The sequence below is a fragment of the Mesorhizobium sp. M6A.T.Ce.TU.002.03.1.1 genome, from assembly GCF_003997275.1.
Taxonomy (GTDB): Bacteria; Pseudomonadota; Alphaproteobacteria; order Rhizobiales; family Rhizobiaceae; genus Mesorhizobium; species Mesorhizobium mediterraneum.
In genome coordinates this window covers 20,675-34,083 of record NZ_RZTI01000027.1, presented here as the reverse complement: position 1 = coordinate 34,083, position 13,409 = coordinate 20,675, and the positions used below count along the sequence as shown (strand labels likewise).

General features: G+C 62.5%; 12 protein-coding genes. 5 read left to right on the top strand and 7 right to left on the bottom strand.

Translation table 11 applies throughout. From position 1 onward, the window contains the following. Positions 1-16: 16 nt before the first annotated feature. Together EOC93_RS11400 and ileS are read right to left on the bottom strand one after the other, a co-directional pair. Positions 17-694, bottom strand: coding sequence for a hypothetical protein (locus EOC93_RS11400; RefSeq protein WP_095485829.1), 678 nt, complete (start codon positions 692-694; stop codon positions 17-19). Between the two features lie 310 nt (positions 695-1,004). Beyond that, positions 1,005-4,004, bottom strand: coding sequence for an isoleucine--tRNA ligase (gene ileS, locus EOC93_RS11395; RefSeq protein WP_127204653.1), 3,000 nt, complete (start codon positions 4,002-4,004; stop codon positions 1,005-1,007). Positions 4,005-4,047: 43 nt separating this feature from the next. Here ileS and EOC93_RS11390 point away from each other — a divergent pair, with 43 nt between their 5' ends. Then, complete coding sequence (locus EOC93_RS11390; RefSeq protein WP_127204652.1) at positions 4,048-4,233, top strand: hypothetical protein; 186 nt, start codon at positions 4,048-4,050, stop codon at positions 4,231-4,233. Positions 4,234-4,337: 104 nt separating this feature from the next. On the opposite strand, the gene EOC93_RS11385 is transcribed toward EOC93_RS11390, so the two are convergent. Then, on the bottom strand, positions 4,338-5,150 hold the full coding sequence (locus tag EOC93_RS11385; protein ID WP_127204651.1) for a MipA/OmpV family protein: 813 nt from the start codon (positions 5,148-5,150) through the stop codon (positions 4,338-4,340). A 208-nt stretch (positions 5,151-5,358) separates the two neighbouring features. Between EOC93_RS11385 and EOC93_RS11380 the strand changes: the two genes are divergently transcribed. Next, positions 5,359-5,913 carry an HdeD family acid-resistance protein gene (locus EOC93_RS11380; RefSeq protein ID WP_127204650.1) on the top strand — a complete coding sequence of 185 codons (555 nt, stop codon included), beginning with the start codon at positions 5,359-5,361 and terminating at the stop codon, positions 5,911-5,913. A 58-nt stretch (positions 5,914-5,971) separates the two neighbouring features. Here EOC93_RS11380 and EOC93_RS11375 read toward each other — a convergent pair whose 3' ends face one another. Together EOC93_RS11375 and EOC93_RS11370 are read right to left on the bottom strand one after the other, a co-directional pair. Beyond that, positions 5,972-6,955 (bottom strand): bifunctional riboflavin kinase/FAD synthetase, encoded by a 984-nt coding sequence (locus EOC93_RS11375; RefSeq protein WP_095485625.1) that lies wholly within the window; start codon positions 6,953-6,955, stop codon positions 5,972-5,974. A gap of 26 nt (positions 6,956-6,981) precedes the next feature. Further along, positions 6,982-7,842, bottom strand: coding sequence for a TIGR01459 family HAD-type hydrolase (locus EOC93_RS11370; RefSeq protein WP_127204649.1), 861 nt, complete (start codon positions 7,840-7,842; stop codon positions 6,982-6,984). Positions 7,843-8,182: 340 nt separating this feature from the next. Here EOC93_RS11370 and EOC93_RS11365 point away from each other — a divergent pair, with 340 nt between their 5' ends. Further along, a complete protein-coding gene (locus EOC93_RS11365) occupies positions 8,183-10,135 on the top strand; it encodes a pilus assembly protein (RefSeq protein ID WP_127204648.1) in 1,953 nt (650 codons plus the stop codon). Between the two features lie 230 nt (positions 10,136-10,365). Next, the gene (locus EOC93_RS11360) at positions 10,366-10,998 is read left to right on the top strand and encodes a LysE family translocator (protein ID WP_126107029.1); all 633 of its coding nucleotides are present in this window, start codon (positions 10,366-10,368) and stop codon (positions 10,996-10,998) included. A gap of 114 nt (positions 10,999-11,112) precedes the next feature. On the opposite strand, the gene EOC93_RS11355 is transcribed toward EOC93_RS11360, so the two are convergent. After that, entirely contained in the window at positions 11,113-11,940 is an 828-nt protein-coding gene (locus EOC93_RS11355) for a DUF2189 domain-containing protein (RefSeq protein ID WP_127204647.1), read from the bottom strand. Positions 11,941-12,175: 235 nt separating this feature from the next. Next, positions 12,176-12,925, bottom strand: coding sequence for an SDR family oxidoreductase (locus EOC93_RS11350; RefSeq protein ID WP_127204646.1), 750 nt, complete (start codon positions 12,923-12,925; stop codon positions 12,176-12,178). A 163-nt stretch (positions 12,926-13,088) separates the two neighbouring features. On the opposite strand from EOC93_RS11350, the gene EOC93_RS11345 reads away from it, so the two are divergent. Then, positions 13,089-13,391, top strand: coding sequence for a helix-turn-helix domain-containing protein (locus EOC93_RS11345; protein ID WP_245461438.1), 303 nt, complete (start codon positions 13,089-13,091; stop codon positions 13,389-13,391). The last annotated feature ends 18 nt before the right edge of the window (positions 13,392-13,409 follow it).

The window sequence follows — 13,409 nt, the reverse complement described above, 5'->3', positions numbered from 1 at the left end:
AGCTTTCCCTAGCAGCTTACCACGGCAGCCAGTCGAACATGCCGCCGCTCTTGTTCTTGGCGGCCGCTTCCTTCTTGAGGCGGCGTTCTTTCTTGTACTCGTCCTCGCCGAGATCGCCCGCAGGCGCGGTGCCGGCAGCGGCGCGGTATTGCACGGGCGGCTCGCTCAGATATTTGCGGGTGTTCGGGTCGCCCTGCTTGCCTTGGGCGAGGCGGCGCTTGACCTCGGCGGCGCGGCCCTTGTCCGAATCCGCCGGAGTCCAGGCCGGCGGATGGCTGGATCCCGACTGCGCCATCGCAGCCTTGATCGCCGTTGGATCCGTCTGGACGTCATCGACGATCTGCGCCTGGTAGTCCGGATCGTCCTGATGGAGCGTGGCGTCGGCGCGCAGGCGAGCACGGCGTTGCTCCGGCGATTCGGGCCAATCGGCGCTCGCCGTCGCGATACTGTCTTGCGGCGGCGGCAGTTCCTTCTGCCCCGGCGCCGGCTTCACCAGCTCGGGACGCGGCTTGTAGTCGATCCTGTCCTTGTTCTTCGGCACGACTGAAAAAGCGCTGGTGAGATCGCCGGCAAGCTGTGCAGCGGCGGGCTTGTCGGTGCCGTAGGTCGGCGAGCCCATGCAGCCGGACAGGGCCAGGCCGGATACGACAAGCGGCGCCAGCAGCGCAACGCGCGCGCAAGTTCTTTCGGTCATGCCAAAAAGTCCCACTCTAGACAGCCTCTCGATCGCACCGGCCAAAAGGTCCGGTCCCCATCGCTTATGCTCTTCCGACGGAAATCCGGCGACAATTTGTCGTCCGGAGTTTCGCGTGTTTACCTCAACCACTCGTTAAGGGCAACGCGCGGGGGCCGATCAGCCGCCCGCCGTGGCATTTGTGCACCGATATGGCGGCTGTGCATGTCGTTATCCCAAAACCGCTCCACACTTTTGGGCGACATGCACCGATATGGCGGCTGTGCATGTCGTTATCCCAAAACCGCTTCACACTTTTGGGCGACATGCATCATATACGACCAAGCGACTTCAACTCGTGCAGCACAGCGGCATCCCGGGCCGAAACATCGGGGAATTCCGCGTCGCTGCCGACATCTGCGGTATAGCGCCATGAGCGCGCGCATTTGACCAGGCCCCGGTCCTCGGCCTTCTCGACCACGACGGCGACGCCCTTGACGTCGTCCAGCGTGAAGGCGCCAGAAGGCGCGCTGCCATGCGCAATGACCAGATCGCTGGTGATCGCCATCTCGGCCATGTCGACATCTGATATCGCCGCTTCGAGCGCCGCATCGTCGAGCGTGACGACCGGCACCGCTTCCAGCGACGAGCCGATGACCTTCTGGGCGCGTGCGATCTCCAGCGCGCCGGTGACGACACGGCGGACCTGCCTGACCTTGCGCCATTTTTCCGCCAGCGCCTCGTTCTTCCAGTCGGCCGGGATTTGCGGAAACTGGTCGAGATGAACCGAGACGGCGTCAGGATGACGGTCGAGCCAGGCTTCCTCCATCGTGAAGGGCAGCATCGGCGCCAGCCATTTCACCAGGCAGTCGAACAGATGGCGCACCACCTGAACGGAGGCCTTGCGCTTCACGCTGGACGGGGCCTCGCAGTACAGCGCGTCCTTGCGGATGTCGAAATAGAAGGCCGACAGCTCGACCACCATGAAATCGAGCAGCATGCGGGTGATGCGCTTGAACTCGAACGCGTCGTAGCCCGCGCGCACGACCTCATCGAGTTCGGAGAGCCGGTGCAGCATCAGCCGCTCCAGCTCCGGCATCTTGTCCAGCGGCACTTCCTCGCCATCGTCATGGGCAAGCGTGCCCAGCATCCAGCGGATGGTGTTGCGCAGCTTGCGGTAGGCGTCGATGTTGGTCTGCAGCACATTCTTGCCGAGCCGCTGGTCTTCCCAGTAATCGGTCGTCACCACCCATAGCCGCAGGATATCGGCACCCGACTGCTTGATGACGTCCTGCGGCACCACGGTGTTGCCGAGCGACTTCGACATTTTCCGTCCCTCCTCGTCCATGGTGAAGCCATGGGTGACGACGGTGTCGTAAGGCGCCCTGCCCCTGGTGCCGCAGCTTTCAAGCAGCGAGGAATGGAACCAGCCGCGATGCTGGTCGGAGCCTTCCAGGTAGACGTCGGCCGGCCACTTCAGGTCCGGACGATCCTCGAGCGTAAAGACATGGGTCGAGCCGGAATCGAACCAGACGTCGAGGATGTCCATAACCTGCTGCCATATCGAGGCATCGTGATTGCCAAGGAAACGCTCTTTGGCGCCGGCCGCAAACCAGGCGTCGGCGCCTTCCTTCTCGAAGGCATCCATGATGCGCTGGTTGACGGCCTCGTCGCGCAGGACGTTGCCGTCGGCATCGGCGAAGACGGCGATCGGCACGCCCCAGGCGCGCTGGCGCGACAGCACCCAATCGGGGCGCTCCTCGATCATGGCGCGGATGCGGTTCTGGCCGGCGGCCGGCACGAAGCGGGTGTCGTCGATCGCCTTCAAGGCACGGCTGCGCAGCGTCGTGCCGTCGCCCAGTTCCTTGTCCATATAGACGAACCATTGCGGCGTGTTGCGGAAGATGATCGGCTTCTTCGACCGCCACGAATGCGGGTAGGAATGCTTCAATCGCCCGCGCGCGAACAGCGCGTTGCGCTTGATCAGCTCGTCGATGACCGCCTGGTTGGCATTGCCCTTCTTGCCGTTGTCGTCGATGACGCGCGCAGCTCCGCCCTCGCGGTCCGGGCCAAGGCCCGGCGCATCCTTGGTGAAGAAGCCGGCATCGTCGACGGTGAACGGGATGGCGGTGTCGATGCCGCGCTGGCGCAGGTCCGACGCAGCATCCATCCAGGCGTCGAAGTCTTCGCGGCCATGGCCCGGCGCGGTGTGGACGAAGCCGGTGCCGGCTTCGTCGGTGACATGATCGCCGGCGAGCATCGGCACGGGGAAATCGTAACCGCCATTCAAACCTTTGAAGGGATGGGAAAGCGTAAGGCTTCCAAGCTCTTCGGCGGAAACGCTACGAAGACGATTCATCGTCACTTTGGCCTTGAGAGCGGATTCTTCCGCCAGAGCGTCGGCAAAGATCAGTCTTTCGCCGGACTGCGGGCCGAAAGCGTTCTCCGCTGCCGTGACCTCATAGAGGCCATAGTTGATGCGTGGCGAATAGTTGACGGCGCGGTTACCGGGGATCGTCCACGGCGTCGTCGTCCAGATGACAACGTGGGCCTCCAGCAAGTCCAGTGACGTCTCCGTCAGCTTTGGATCCAAGGCTGGCTGCCCATCTTCGACGTTGGTGACCTGACGAGCGAGGCTGACGACCGGAAACTTCGCCCAGATCGTGTCGCTCTCATAATCCTGGTACTCGACCTCGGCCTCGGCCAGCGCGGTGCGCTCGACCACGCTCCACATCACCGGCTTGGAGCCGCGATAGAGCTGGCCCGACGTGGCGAATTTCAACAATTCGCCGGCGATGCGCGCCTCAGCATGAAACGCCATCGTCGTATAGGGATTGTCGAAATCGCCGACGACTCCCAGCCGCTGGAATTCTGCGCCCTGCACCTTGATCCAGTGCGCGGCGAACTCGCGGCATTCCTTACGGAACTCGTTGACCGGCACCTCGTCCTTGTTCTTGCCCTTGGCGCGGTATTGCTCCTCGATCTTCCATTCGATCGGCAGGCCGTGGCAATCCCAGCCGGGCACATAGTTTGAGTCATAGCCGCGCATCTGGAACGAGCGGGTGATGACGTCCTTGAGGATCTTGTTCAGCGCGTGGCCGATGTGGATATTGCCGTTGGCGTAGGGCGGCCCGTCATGCAGCACGTATTTTTCGCGGCCGGCGGCGTTTTCGCGCAGCTTGCGGTAAAGGTCCATGTCCTGCCAGCGCTTGACCAGCAACGGCTCCTTCTCGGGCAAGCCGGCGCGCATCGGGAAGTCCGTCTGCGGCAGATAAAGCGTCTTGGAATAGTCGATCGTTTCGACGGCGTCGGTCGTTGGGGTGTCGGTCATTGGTCTGCCATATGCATTGCCCGGCGGCAAAAGAGCCCGGGTGTTGAACTATCATGATCTGGAAAAAGCGCGAGAGGCCGTGCGCAAAATTCCCGGCGGCTCCGGCGGCGGTCAGGCCGCCCGGAACACCGGGCTTGTAATTCGTATCGTCAGCGCGAGAAGGCGCGAAAAGCTCTTCATCGCAGGGCTTTTAACCGAGACAGCCGATATTGAAAAGCCCGAACTCTGATGCTTGCCCTAGGAGCGTGTACCAATTGCGTGGAAGACGAACCGCATCGCCTACGGCATAGTCGCCTGAGCCATGCGGCTGCGCGCAATACACAACCCGCGACATCACATCGAGAAATCAAACCGATAAGTCGTCGACACGCCGATCGTGAACTGGTTGCGGTCGCCGCGCTCCTTGACCAGGCTGGAATCGGCCGCCGGAGCCATCAGGCGCGAATATTCGCCGAACAGGCTGGCCGTCATCGGCTCGGTCACCTTCCAGGTCACCGCGCCACCAAGGCCCGCCGATCTCACCCCGCCGCCCGGATGGTATTCGCTGAGGCCCGAAGCCACGGCTTCCTCGGCATTGACGCCGTAATAGGCGTCGAAATAGTCCGATGAGGCGAACGAAACGCGCGGCCCGCCCGAAATCCTGACCTCCGGCGTCACATCATAAAAGGCGTCGGCGGCGATGTCGGCGACAAAGCCGCTATGGGCGCGAATGCCGTGCCGCAATTCGGCGCGAGCGCGCAACCAGTCAAAAGGATAGAATTCGAAGAAGCCGCCGGCCTCGCCGCCCCAGCGCACCGGGTCGAGGCCCTTCAGCTCGTCGGCGTCGCCGCCATCGCGCGAAAACAGGATCTTTCCGGTCAGGCCGGCGCGCAGGCCGCCATCGTCGATCAGCGCCAGCGAGATGTTGTCGTTGCGTGAGGTGAAGCGGGCCGCGGGACCCGCCTTGCCGAGCGAGATGATCGGCGAGGCGCTGAGCAGGTATTTCTTGCTGCCCTCGAAATCCGGCGCGACCATGCCGGTGGCGCCGACCGTCAGATACCAGTCGCCGGACAGCCAGCCCAAGGCCCCCTCGCCTGCTTCGGCGGCACCGGGCGCGCCAAGCATGAAGGTGGCCAAGACCAGCTGAAACACCCTGACAGAACGCATCGTCACTCCATACGCACGGAACACCGGCAGGAACAACCGGCCTGGCCAAGAGCCATGGCGCCGGTTCAGTAAACTTTGATTTAAATTCGAAACGCTTCCTCGCTTTTTTGGCATGCGTCTGGCGCACGCTGCTCGCTGGACGGGCAAGGCCTTCGGCGCTACCCTCCAATTGGCAAGATGCCAGGCAACTTCGATGGAGATGGCGGCAATGACCCTGCAAGGCGATGTTTTAAAGGATGCGATTGGGCAGACACAGGCGAAATGGGGGTGGTTCGTCGGGCTCGGCGTGCTGCTGTTGATCCTCGGCGGCATCGCCTTCGGCAATCTGTTCATTGCCACGGTCGCCTCGGTCTACGTCGTCGGCTGGCTGATGCTGATGGCCGGTGTCATCGAGATCATGCATGCCTTAGGTGTGAAGACATGGAGCCGGTTCTTCTATTGGCTGCTCAGCGGTCTTCTCTATGCAGTCGCCGGGTTCTTCGCCTTCTATAATCCGCTGCTGGCCTCGGCGGTGCTGACCTTCCTGCTGGCGGTCGCCCTTCTCGCTTCAGGCGTGCTCAGGGCCTGGGTCGGGTACAAGCACAGACCGGCCAAGGGTTGGGGCTGGCTCGTTGCGGCGGGCATCATCAGCGCGCTGGCAGGCCTGGTCATCGCCATGGGCTGGCCAGTCAACAGCGTATGGGTGCTGGGACTGTTTCTCGCTATCGACCTGATCTTCCAGGGCTGGGCCTTCATTGCAGTCGGCCTGGCGCTGAAGAAATAGGTTCTTGTTTTAGCATGATCTTGTCCGAAAACCGGTTCCCACTTTTTGGGATCATGCTTTAGAAAGCAATGGCCGCGTCGAGCTCGGAAAGCGGGCTGACGCCGGCCAGCAGCGCCCTCGCCTCCGCTTCGTCGCGTTTCATCTGCGCGACCAGCGCGTCGAGCCCGTCGAACTTCACCTCGGCGCGCAGGAAGCCGAAGAAGGATACCGCGCATATCTCACCGTAGAGGTCGCCGTAAAAATCGAAAACGAAGGTTTCCAGAAGCGGCGTGCCGTTGTCGTCGACGGTCGGGCGGCGGCCGAAGCTGGCAACGCCGTCATGAAGCGTGCCGTCGGCGCGACGGAAGCGGACGGCATAAATCCCTTCCTTCAGAGTGGCTTCCGGCGAAAGCCTCATATTGGCGGTTGGAAAGCCCAGCGTCCGGCCAAGCCGTTGGCCGCCGATCACCTCGCTCTCGACCGTGAAGCGATAACCGAGCAGGCCGGCGGCCTCGGCCACCTCGCCCTCGCCGAGCTGCGCGCGAATGCGGCTCGACGACACCACCTCGGCGCCCTCGTCGCGAAACGCGTCGACCAGCGTGACACCGAAGCCGTGGCGTTCGCCGGCCGCCATCAGATAGGCCGGGCCGCCCTGCCTGTCCTTGCCGAAGTGGAAGTCGAAGCCGGTCACGGCGTGAACGATGCCGAGATTCCTGTCCAGCACGTCGGTCACGAACGCTTCCGCCGACAGCGCGGCGAAGTCGCGCGTGAACGGCTGTTCGACGAGTGCGGCAAAGCCTAGATACGACAGCAGTCGTGCCTTCATCGGCGGCGGCGTCAGCACGAACAGCGGTATATCAGGCCGGAACACCTTTCTCGGATGCGGCTCGAAGGTCAGCACCAGAGCCGGCACGTCGCGCTGGCGGGCCTCGGCAAGCGCGCGCTCGAGCACGGCCTGATGGCCGCGGTGAACGCCGTCGAAATTGCCGATCGCCACCACGCCGCCGCGCAAATGGGCCGGCAGCGGCGAGATTGCAGAAACGCGTTCGAAGGCTTGCGTCATTTCGAGGCTTCCGTCATCGAGCGACCCTACCGCAGTCTCGGAATGACCGCGACCGGCCGGTAGCCGTGCTTTTCCAGAAAGGCAATTAGCCTGGCCGGATCCGGTTGTAGCGGATCGCCATAGTCGCGGGCATGGATGCCGCCCGATACGTAGAGCACGTCGAAGCCGTTGTCGGCAGCACCTTTGATGTCGGTCATCATGCCATCGCCGATGGCCAGCACGTCCGAGCGCTCGATCGGGCGGCCGAGCAGTTCGGCGATCTCTTTCATCGCGACGTCATAGACGGGGGCATAAGGTTTTCCGGCGATCAGCGTGCGCCCGCCGAGCTGGGCATAGTCGCGGGCCAAGGCCCCCGCGCACCATATCATCCGCTCGCCGCGCTCGACCACGATGTCGGGATTGGCGCAGATGAACGGCAGGTTCCTGGCGCGCAATCGCCGCAGAAGTTCGGCGTAGTCTTCCGGCTTCTCCACCTCGTCGTCGAACAACCCGGTGCAGACCACGCCGGACGCCTCGAACTCCTCGACGAGCTCGACATCAAGACCGTCATAGAGCGTGAGATCGCGATCACCGCCGATGTGGAAGATTTTTCGCGGCCCCTCGATGATCAGGTCGCGGGTCACGTCGCCGGACGTGACGACGCGGTCATAGGCGCTTGGGGGAACACCGATCGCATTCATCTGCGCCACCACGTCGGTGCTTCGCCGCGGCGAATTGGTGATCAGCACGATAGGTATTTTCGCCTCGCGCGCAGTGGCCAGCGCCAGAGCCGCGGCCGGAAAATGCCGTTCGCCATTGTGAACCACGCCCCAGACATCGCACAGGATGGCCGAATAGGCTCCCGACAAATCTGCGAGCGAGCCGATGATGTCGGGTGAATCCGCCATACTATTTTTCCCAAGTCATGATCGGCCGCTACCGACGGTCCGTGCGGCAGGCCCGCATTAACCGAAGCGCTTGATCCTGTCACCAGCTTTCGCAACGTTCAGGATTGCCTGGCGATGATCAAGGCAGGCGCACAAAGCATAAAAGCCGCCTCTTTCCAGAGGTTTAGCCCATTGCGGAGTCTTCCCCGGGGTCCAATCGTGGGCAGCACTGCCGCCATCTGCGGCATGGTTAACGAGCTTTAAAAAACTGTGCCGATCTTGGACATATTTTAGCAATCTGAAATTTAACTATTGGTGGCATCGTTCGCCGACAAAGGGTTCTGGCGGGGTTCTGAAGGCAATGTTCCGTAAATTCGGTAGGGACCGGCGTGGCAACTATACGCTCATGACGGCCATCACGATTGTGCCGCTCATGGGGGGCTTGGCGCTCAGCGTCGATTACTCGGAACTGCTCCGCCAGAAGCACGGTACGTTGAACGCCCTTGACGCCGCCGGCCTCGCCACCGCTCAGCACATCGTCGCCGGCGCAAGCGACGCCGACACCGTGGCCTTTGCCAAGACCTTCTTCGAAGCCAATCTTGGTCCCGTCGATCCGGCGAATACGTCGCTTACCGTCACCCTGCCCAACAACAATGCGGGTGGCGGCACGCTGAAGCTGTGCAGCGCCCTGACGTATACGCCTTATTTTCTACCGGCTGCCGCCATGCTGACGGGTGGGAGCGGCACAGCCTTCACGGCTTGCTCGGAAATCCGCCTCAAGAACACGCTGGAAGTAGCCCTTGTGCTCGACAATTCCGGCTCGATGAACAACCTCGGTTCCGGCACCGGCGTGAAGCGAATAGACCTGCTGAAGACTGCCGCCAAGCAGCTTGTCGACACGCTGGCGCTGCAGGCACAGCAGATGAAGCAGGTCAGCAAACCGGTGCAGTTCTCCCTCGTGCCGTTCGCTGCTTCGGTCAATGTCGGCCCCACCCATGACCAAGAAGGCTGGATGGATCAGGACGGCATCTCCCCGATCCAGCACGAGGATTTCGATTGGACGACGATGACCCCCGCCAACAATCCGGACAAATACGCCGAGAAGCTCAACGGCGTCTGGTACAAGCGCGGCACCGGCTGGGGCGACACCCAGGATCAACCACTGACCCGCTTCAGCCTTTACGCCGACATCACGGTCGAGTCCGGCCGCGAAGAAGTGCCTAACACGAAACAGTACATCTGCGACACCTATAACAAAAAAGGCAACTGCAGCAGCGGCCATTGGACCACCCCGGAATACATCTACACCACCAGCCGCTATGCGAGCTGGCAGGGTTGCGTGGAGGCGAGGCCGTACCCGTATAATAACGACGACACGACGCCGACCACCGCCGCGCCTGCCACGCTGTTCGTGCCAATGTTTGCGCCGGACGAAGCTGGCACCCTCTGGCTCGATTTCGACCGAGACGGTGTCAACGACGCGACCTACCTGTCCTATAGCTACGGCAACAACTGGTGGGCCGACTGGCCGTATTACAGCGATAGCCCAACCGCCTCGCAGCGGCAGTCGGACATGCGCAAATATTTCCTGGTGAAGCCTTACGGCTCGAAGTCGGCTGCCGCGGGCGACGGCCCGAATGCGTCCTGCACGACCAACCCGGTCACGACGCTCAAAGACGTAAGCCAGCTTGCCCAGAAAGAGGAGATCAACGACGCCATCGACGCCATGGCACCGAACGGCAACACCAACGTGCCGGAAGGCCTTGCCTGGGGCTGGCGGACGGTGTCGAGCAACGAACCTTTCACGGAAGGCCGACCGAACGCCGAAAAGGGCAACGACAAAGTGGTCATCGTGCTGACCGACGGCGCCAACACCTACAGCGCCGTCAGCGACAGCGACTATGCCAATAACAGGTCGACCTATGCCGCTTACGGTTACACCGGCCTCACATATCCAGGGTCGGGAAGCGTGACGCGCCTGTTCATGAACACAAGCACCGACATCGGCAAGACGACCTTTACTGGCGGCAACTACACGGCCGCGCTGGACGAGCAGATGCAGACCCTTTGCGCCAATGCGAAGAAGTCGAACGTTCTCGTCATGACCGTTGCGCTCGACCTGTCGACCACCGACGCCGGCGACAAGAAAGCGCTCGACGCCCTGAAGGCATGCTCCTCGGACTCGCGCTTCCGCAAGGATCCCACCGATCCGACCAAGCCGGCCAAGCTGTTCTGGAACGCTACCGGGGCGACTCTGTCAGACAATTTCAAGGAAATCGCCAACGAATTGTCGAACCTGCGCATCGTCGGCTGAGGTTACGGGACTGACCGCGCCCTCTTTCACCGGAGATTGGCGAAGCCGAGGGCGACATCCGATCTCCCCCAAGCGGGAGAGATGTCCGGCAGGACAGAGGGGGCGAAGGATCGCTGACCTAACCGTTCTTCCGGCTGACAGTGGGGCTGGCGCAAAGGCTATCGCCACCTTGCCCTTGCGGCGGTCGAACGGACATGGTGAGTGTCCCCACCGCCACCGGAGATGCGCCCGTGCCCGACGCCGCCAACCATCTCGCCTTCGCGCTGGTCTGCCTTGGCATGGTGCTGACGCCTGGCCCGAACATGATCTATTTGATCTCGCGGTCGCTGTCACAGGGGCCGAAGGCCGGCCTGATTTCGCTCGGTGGCGTGGCGCTCGGCTTTGTCTTCTACGTGTTGTCGGCGGCATTCGGCATCACCGCGCTGCTGCTTGCCGTGCCCTACGCCTATGACGTGCTGCGCTTTGCCGGCGCGCTCTACCTCTTGTGGCTTGCCTGGCAAGCAGTGAGGCCAGGCGGACGCTCGCCGTTCCAGGTTCGGGAACTGCCGAAGGACAGGCCGCGCAAACTGTTCGCCATGGGCCTGATGACCAATCTGCTCAACCCGAAAGTGGCGGTGCTTTATCTGTCGCTGCTGCCGCAGTTCATCAGCCCCGGTAAGGGCCACGTGCTGTCGCAGCTTCTGGTGCTCGGCACCACCCAGATCGCGATAAGCCTCACCGTCAACGCGATCATCGCGGTCACCGCCGGCTCGATCGCCGTCTTCCTCGCCGGCCGGCCGCTGTGGCTGGTGATCCAGCGCTGGATGATGGGCACGGTGCTGACCGCGCTGGCCCTGAAGATGGCGACCGACGCGCAGCGTTAACCGGAGCATCGGACCCAAAAGCATGCCCTCGGGCCTGACCCGAGGGTGGATACCGGTTTTGGGAAAATCCGATGCTCAAACAAAAAGATAGAGCGGCGGCACCGCTGCGCTTGCTTACATCGGCCGCCGGTCCTGCTGCACCCGCTCCGGCTCCACCACCCTGCGATAGAGATGCCACGTCGCATGGCCAAGCACGGGCATGACGACGGCGAGCCCGGCAAACAGCGGGATCGAGCCGATGACCAGCAGCACGGCGACCATCAAGCCCCACAGCGCCATCTGCAGCGGGTTAGCCATCACCGCCCGTGCCGAGGTCTCGATTGCCGAGACAGCGCCGACATCGCGGTCGAGCAGCAGCGGAAAGGCGATGACGGTCGTCGCCAGCACGATCACGGCGAAAACGAACCCAGCCGCATTGCCGAGCAGGATCAGCGTCCAGCCTTTGGTCGTCGTCAGCACCTCGCGCACAAAGTCGCCGATCGAGGCCGGCGGCTGATTGCCGAACAGGCTGGTGTAGATCGATTGCGCGGTGAACAGCCAGAGCAGGAACAGTGCCACCAGCATGACGCCGATGACCGCGATCGCGGGCAGCGCCGGCGAGTGACGCACATCGAGCGCGTGCCACCAGGACGTGTCCATGCCGAGTTCGCGGCGGCGACTGATCTCGTAGAGGCCGATTGCGGCGAAGGGTCCAAGCAGGGCGAAGCCGGACATCAGCGGGTAGAGGAGCTGGATGGCATAGGACCCGGATGTCGTCCATTGCGCCAGGATCAATCCGACCACCGGATAGATCAGGCACAGGAACACGTAATGCGATGGCTTTGCCCAGAAATCCTCGACGCCGAGCCGCAGCACATCCATCAGGTCCGCCGTCGTGATGCGGCGCACCGTGGGCTGCACGTGCATTCCGCGCGCGTCCGACATGACATGAAAGCTGGCCATAACCATTCTCCCGTGTGTCGGGGCGGTCACCGCCAGGATGGCCGCCCATAGCTGCCACTTCTCGTACAAGCATAATGATAGTCGATTTAGGGGCGATTGTCGCCAAGTCGATGGTGGCGATGGTAAATCCGGCTAGAGCGGGATGCATTTGGATTGGACGGGGCATCCCGCTCTATCTGTTTGTTTCAGCCGCATTTGTGCGACGCCGAGTGTAACCACTTGGCTGCAAAATGCTCTAGAGATTTCCGACGCCGCCATCGACGAGCAGTTCCGTGCCGACGACGAAGCTCGACTCATCCGATGCTAGAAACACCGCTGCCTTGGCGAGCTCCCAGGGTTTGCCCATGCGGCCAATCGGCACCAGCGCGCGTATCCGATCGCCCAGCGCCTTCTCTTCCGCTTCGGGCAGACCCAGCTTGCCCAGGGCCGGCGTCTCGGTCGGGCCGGGGCTGAGGCCATTGACGCGAATACCGCGCTCGATCATCTCCCCCGAGAGGGTGCGCGCCAATGACAGGAGACCCGCCTTGCTGGCGGCGTAGGCGCTGCTCTGGGGCAGGCCGATATGGGCACTGACCGAGCCGCACAGAATGATCGACGACGGGTTGGAAAACATCGGCAACAGGGCCTGGATCAGAAAGAACGGCCCCTTCAGATTGGTCTGCATCAGACGGTCGTAGACCGCCTCGTCCCAATCCTGCAGCGGCTGGTGCATCACATCGCCGGCGTTGATGTTGAGTATATCGAGCCGAGGCCAGCGCTGCGCAAGCTCGGCGGCAAGCGCACGCTGATCGGCGAGATTGCCGGCATCATTCCTGATCACCTGCGCCGATCCGCCCAGCTCGCGCTGCGCAGCGTCGAGCCCGGACGGGTTTCTGCCAGTGATTGCCACCGTAGCGCCCTCGGCCAGAAACTGGCGCGCGGTTTCGAGACCGATGCCGCTGGTTGCCCCGGTGATGAGGGCATATTTGCCTTTTAAGCGACCCATGATTTGCCTTCCCAATGAGATGAGAACGGCATTGTCGGCATGATAGTATGCTTTGTATAGTAGGCACCGAATGGGTACTAAAGGAAATAATTTCATGGCACAGGCAAAAGCCATCGAGGTCCCGCCAATCAAAGGCGGAAATGGCGCGACCGATCGTTGCCCGATGATCGATTTCGTCAATCTGGTTTCGGGAAAATGGGCCATTCCCATTCTTTATCGCCTGATCGTCACCGGTTGCCCGATCCGCTTCGGCGAGCTCCAGCGGGCCGTCGCGCCGATTACGCAAAAGGAGCTCACGCGGCAGCTGCGCCTGTTCGAACATCGCGGCCTGGTCTATCGGAGGGTCTATGCCGAGATGCCGCCGCGCGTGGAGTATGAGATAACGCCGCTGGGCAGAACCTTGCGCGGCACGCTGGATTCGCTGGCCGACTGGATGCGTGTCAACGCATCCCACCTGATCACCTGACTTGACGGATTCTCCACC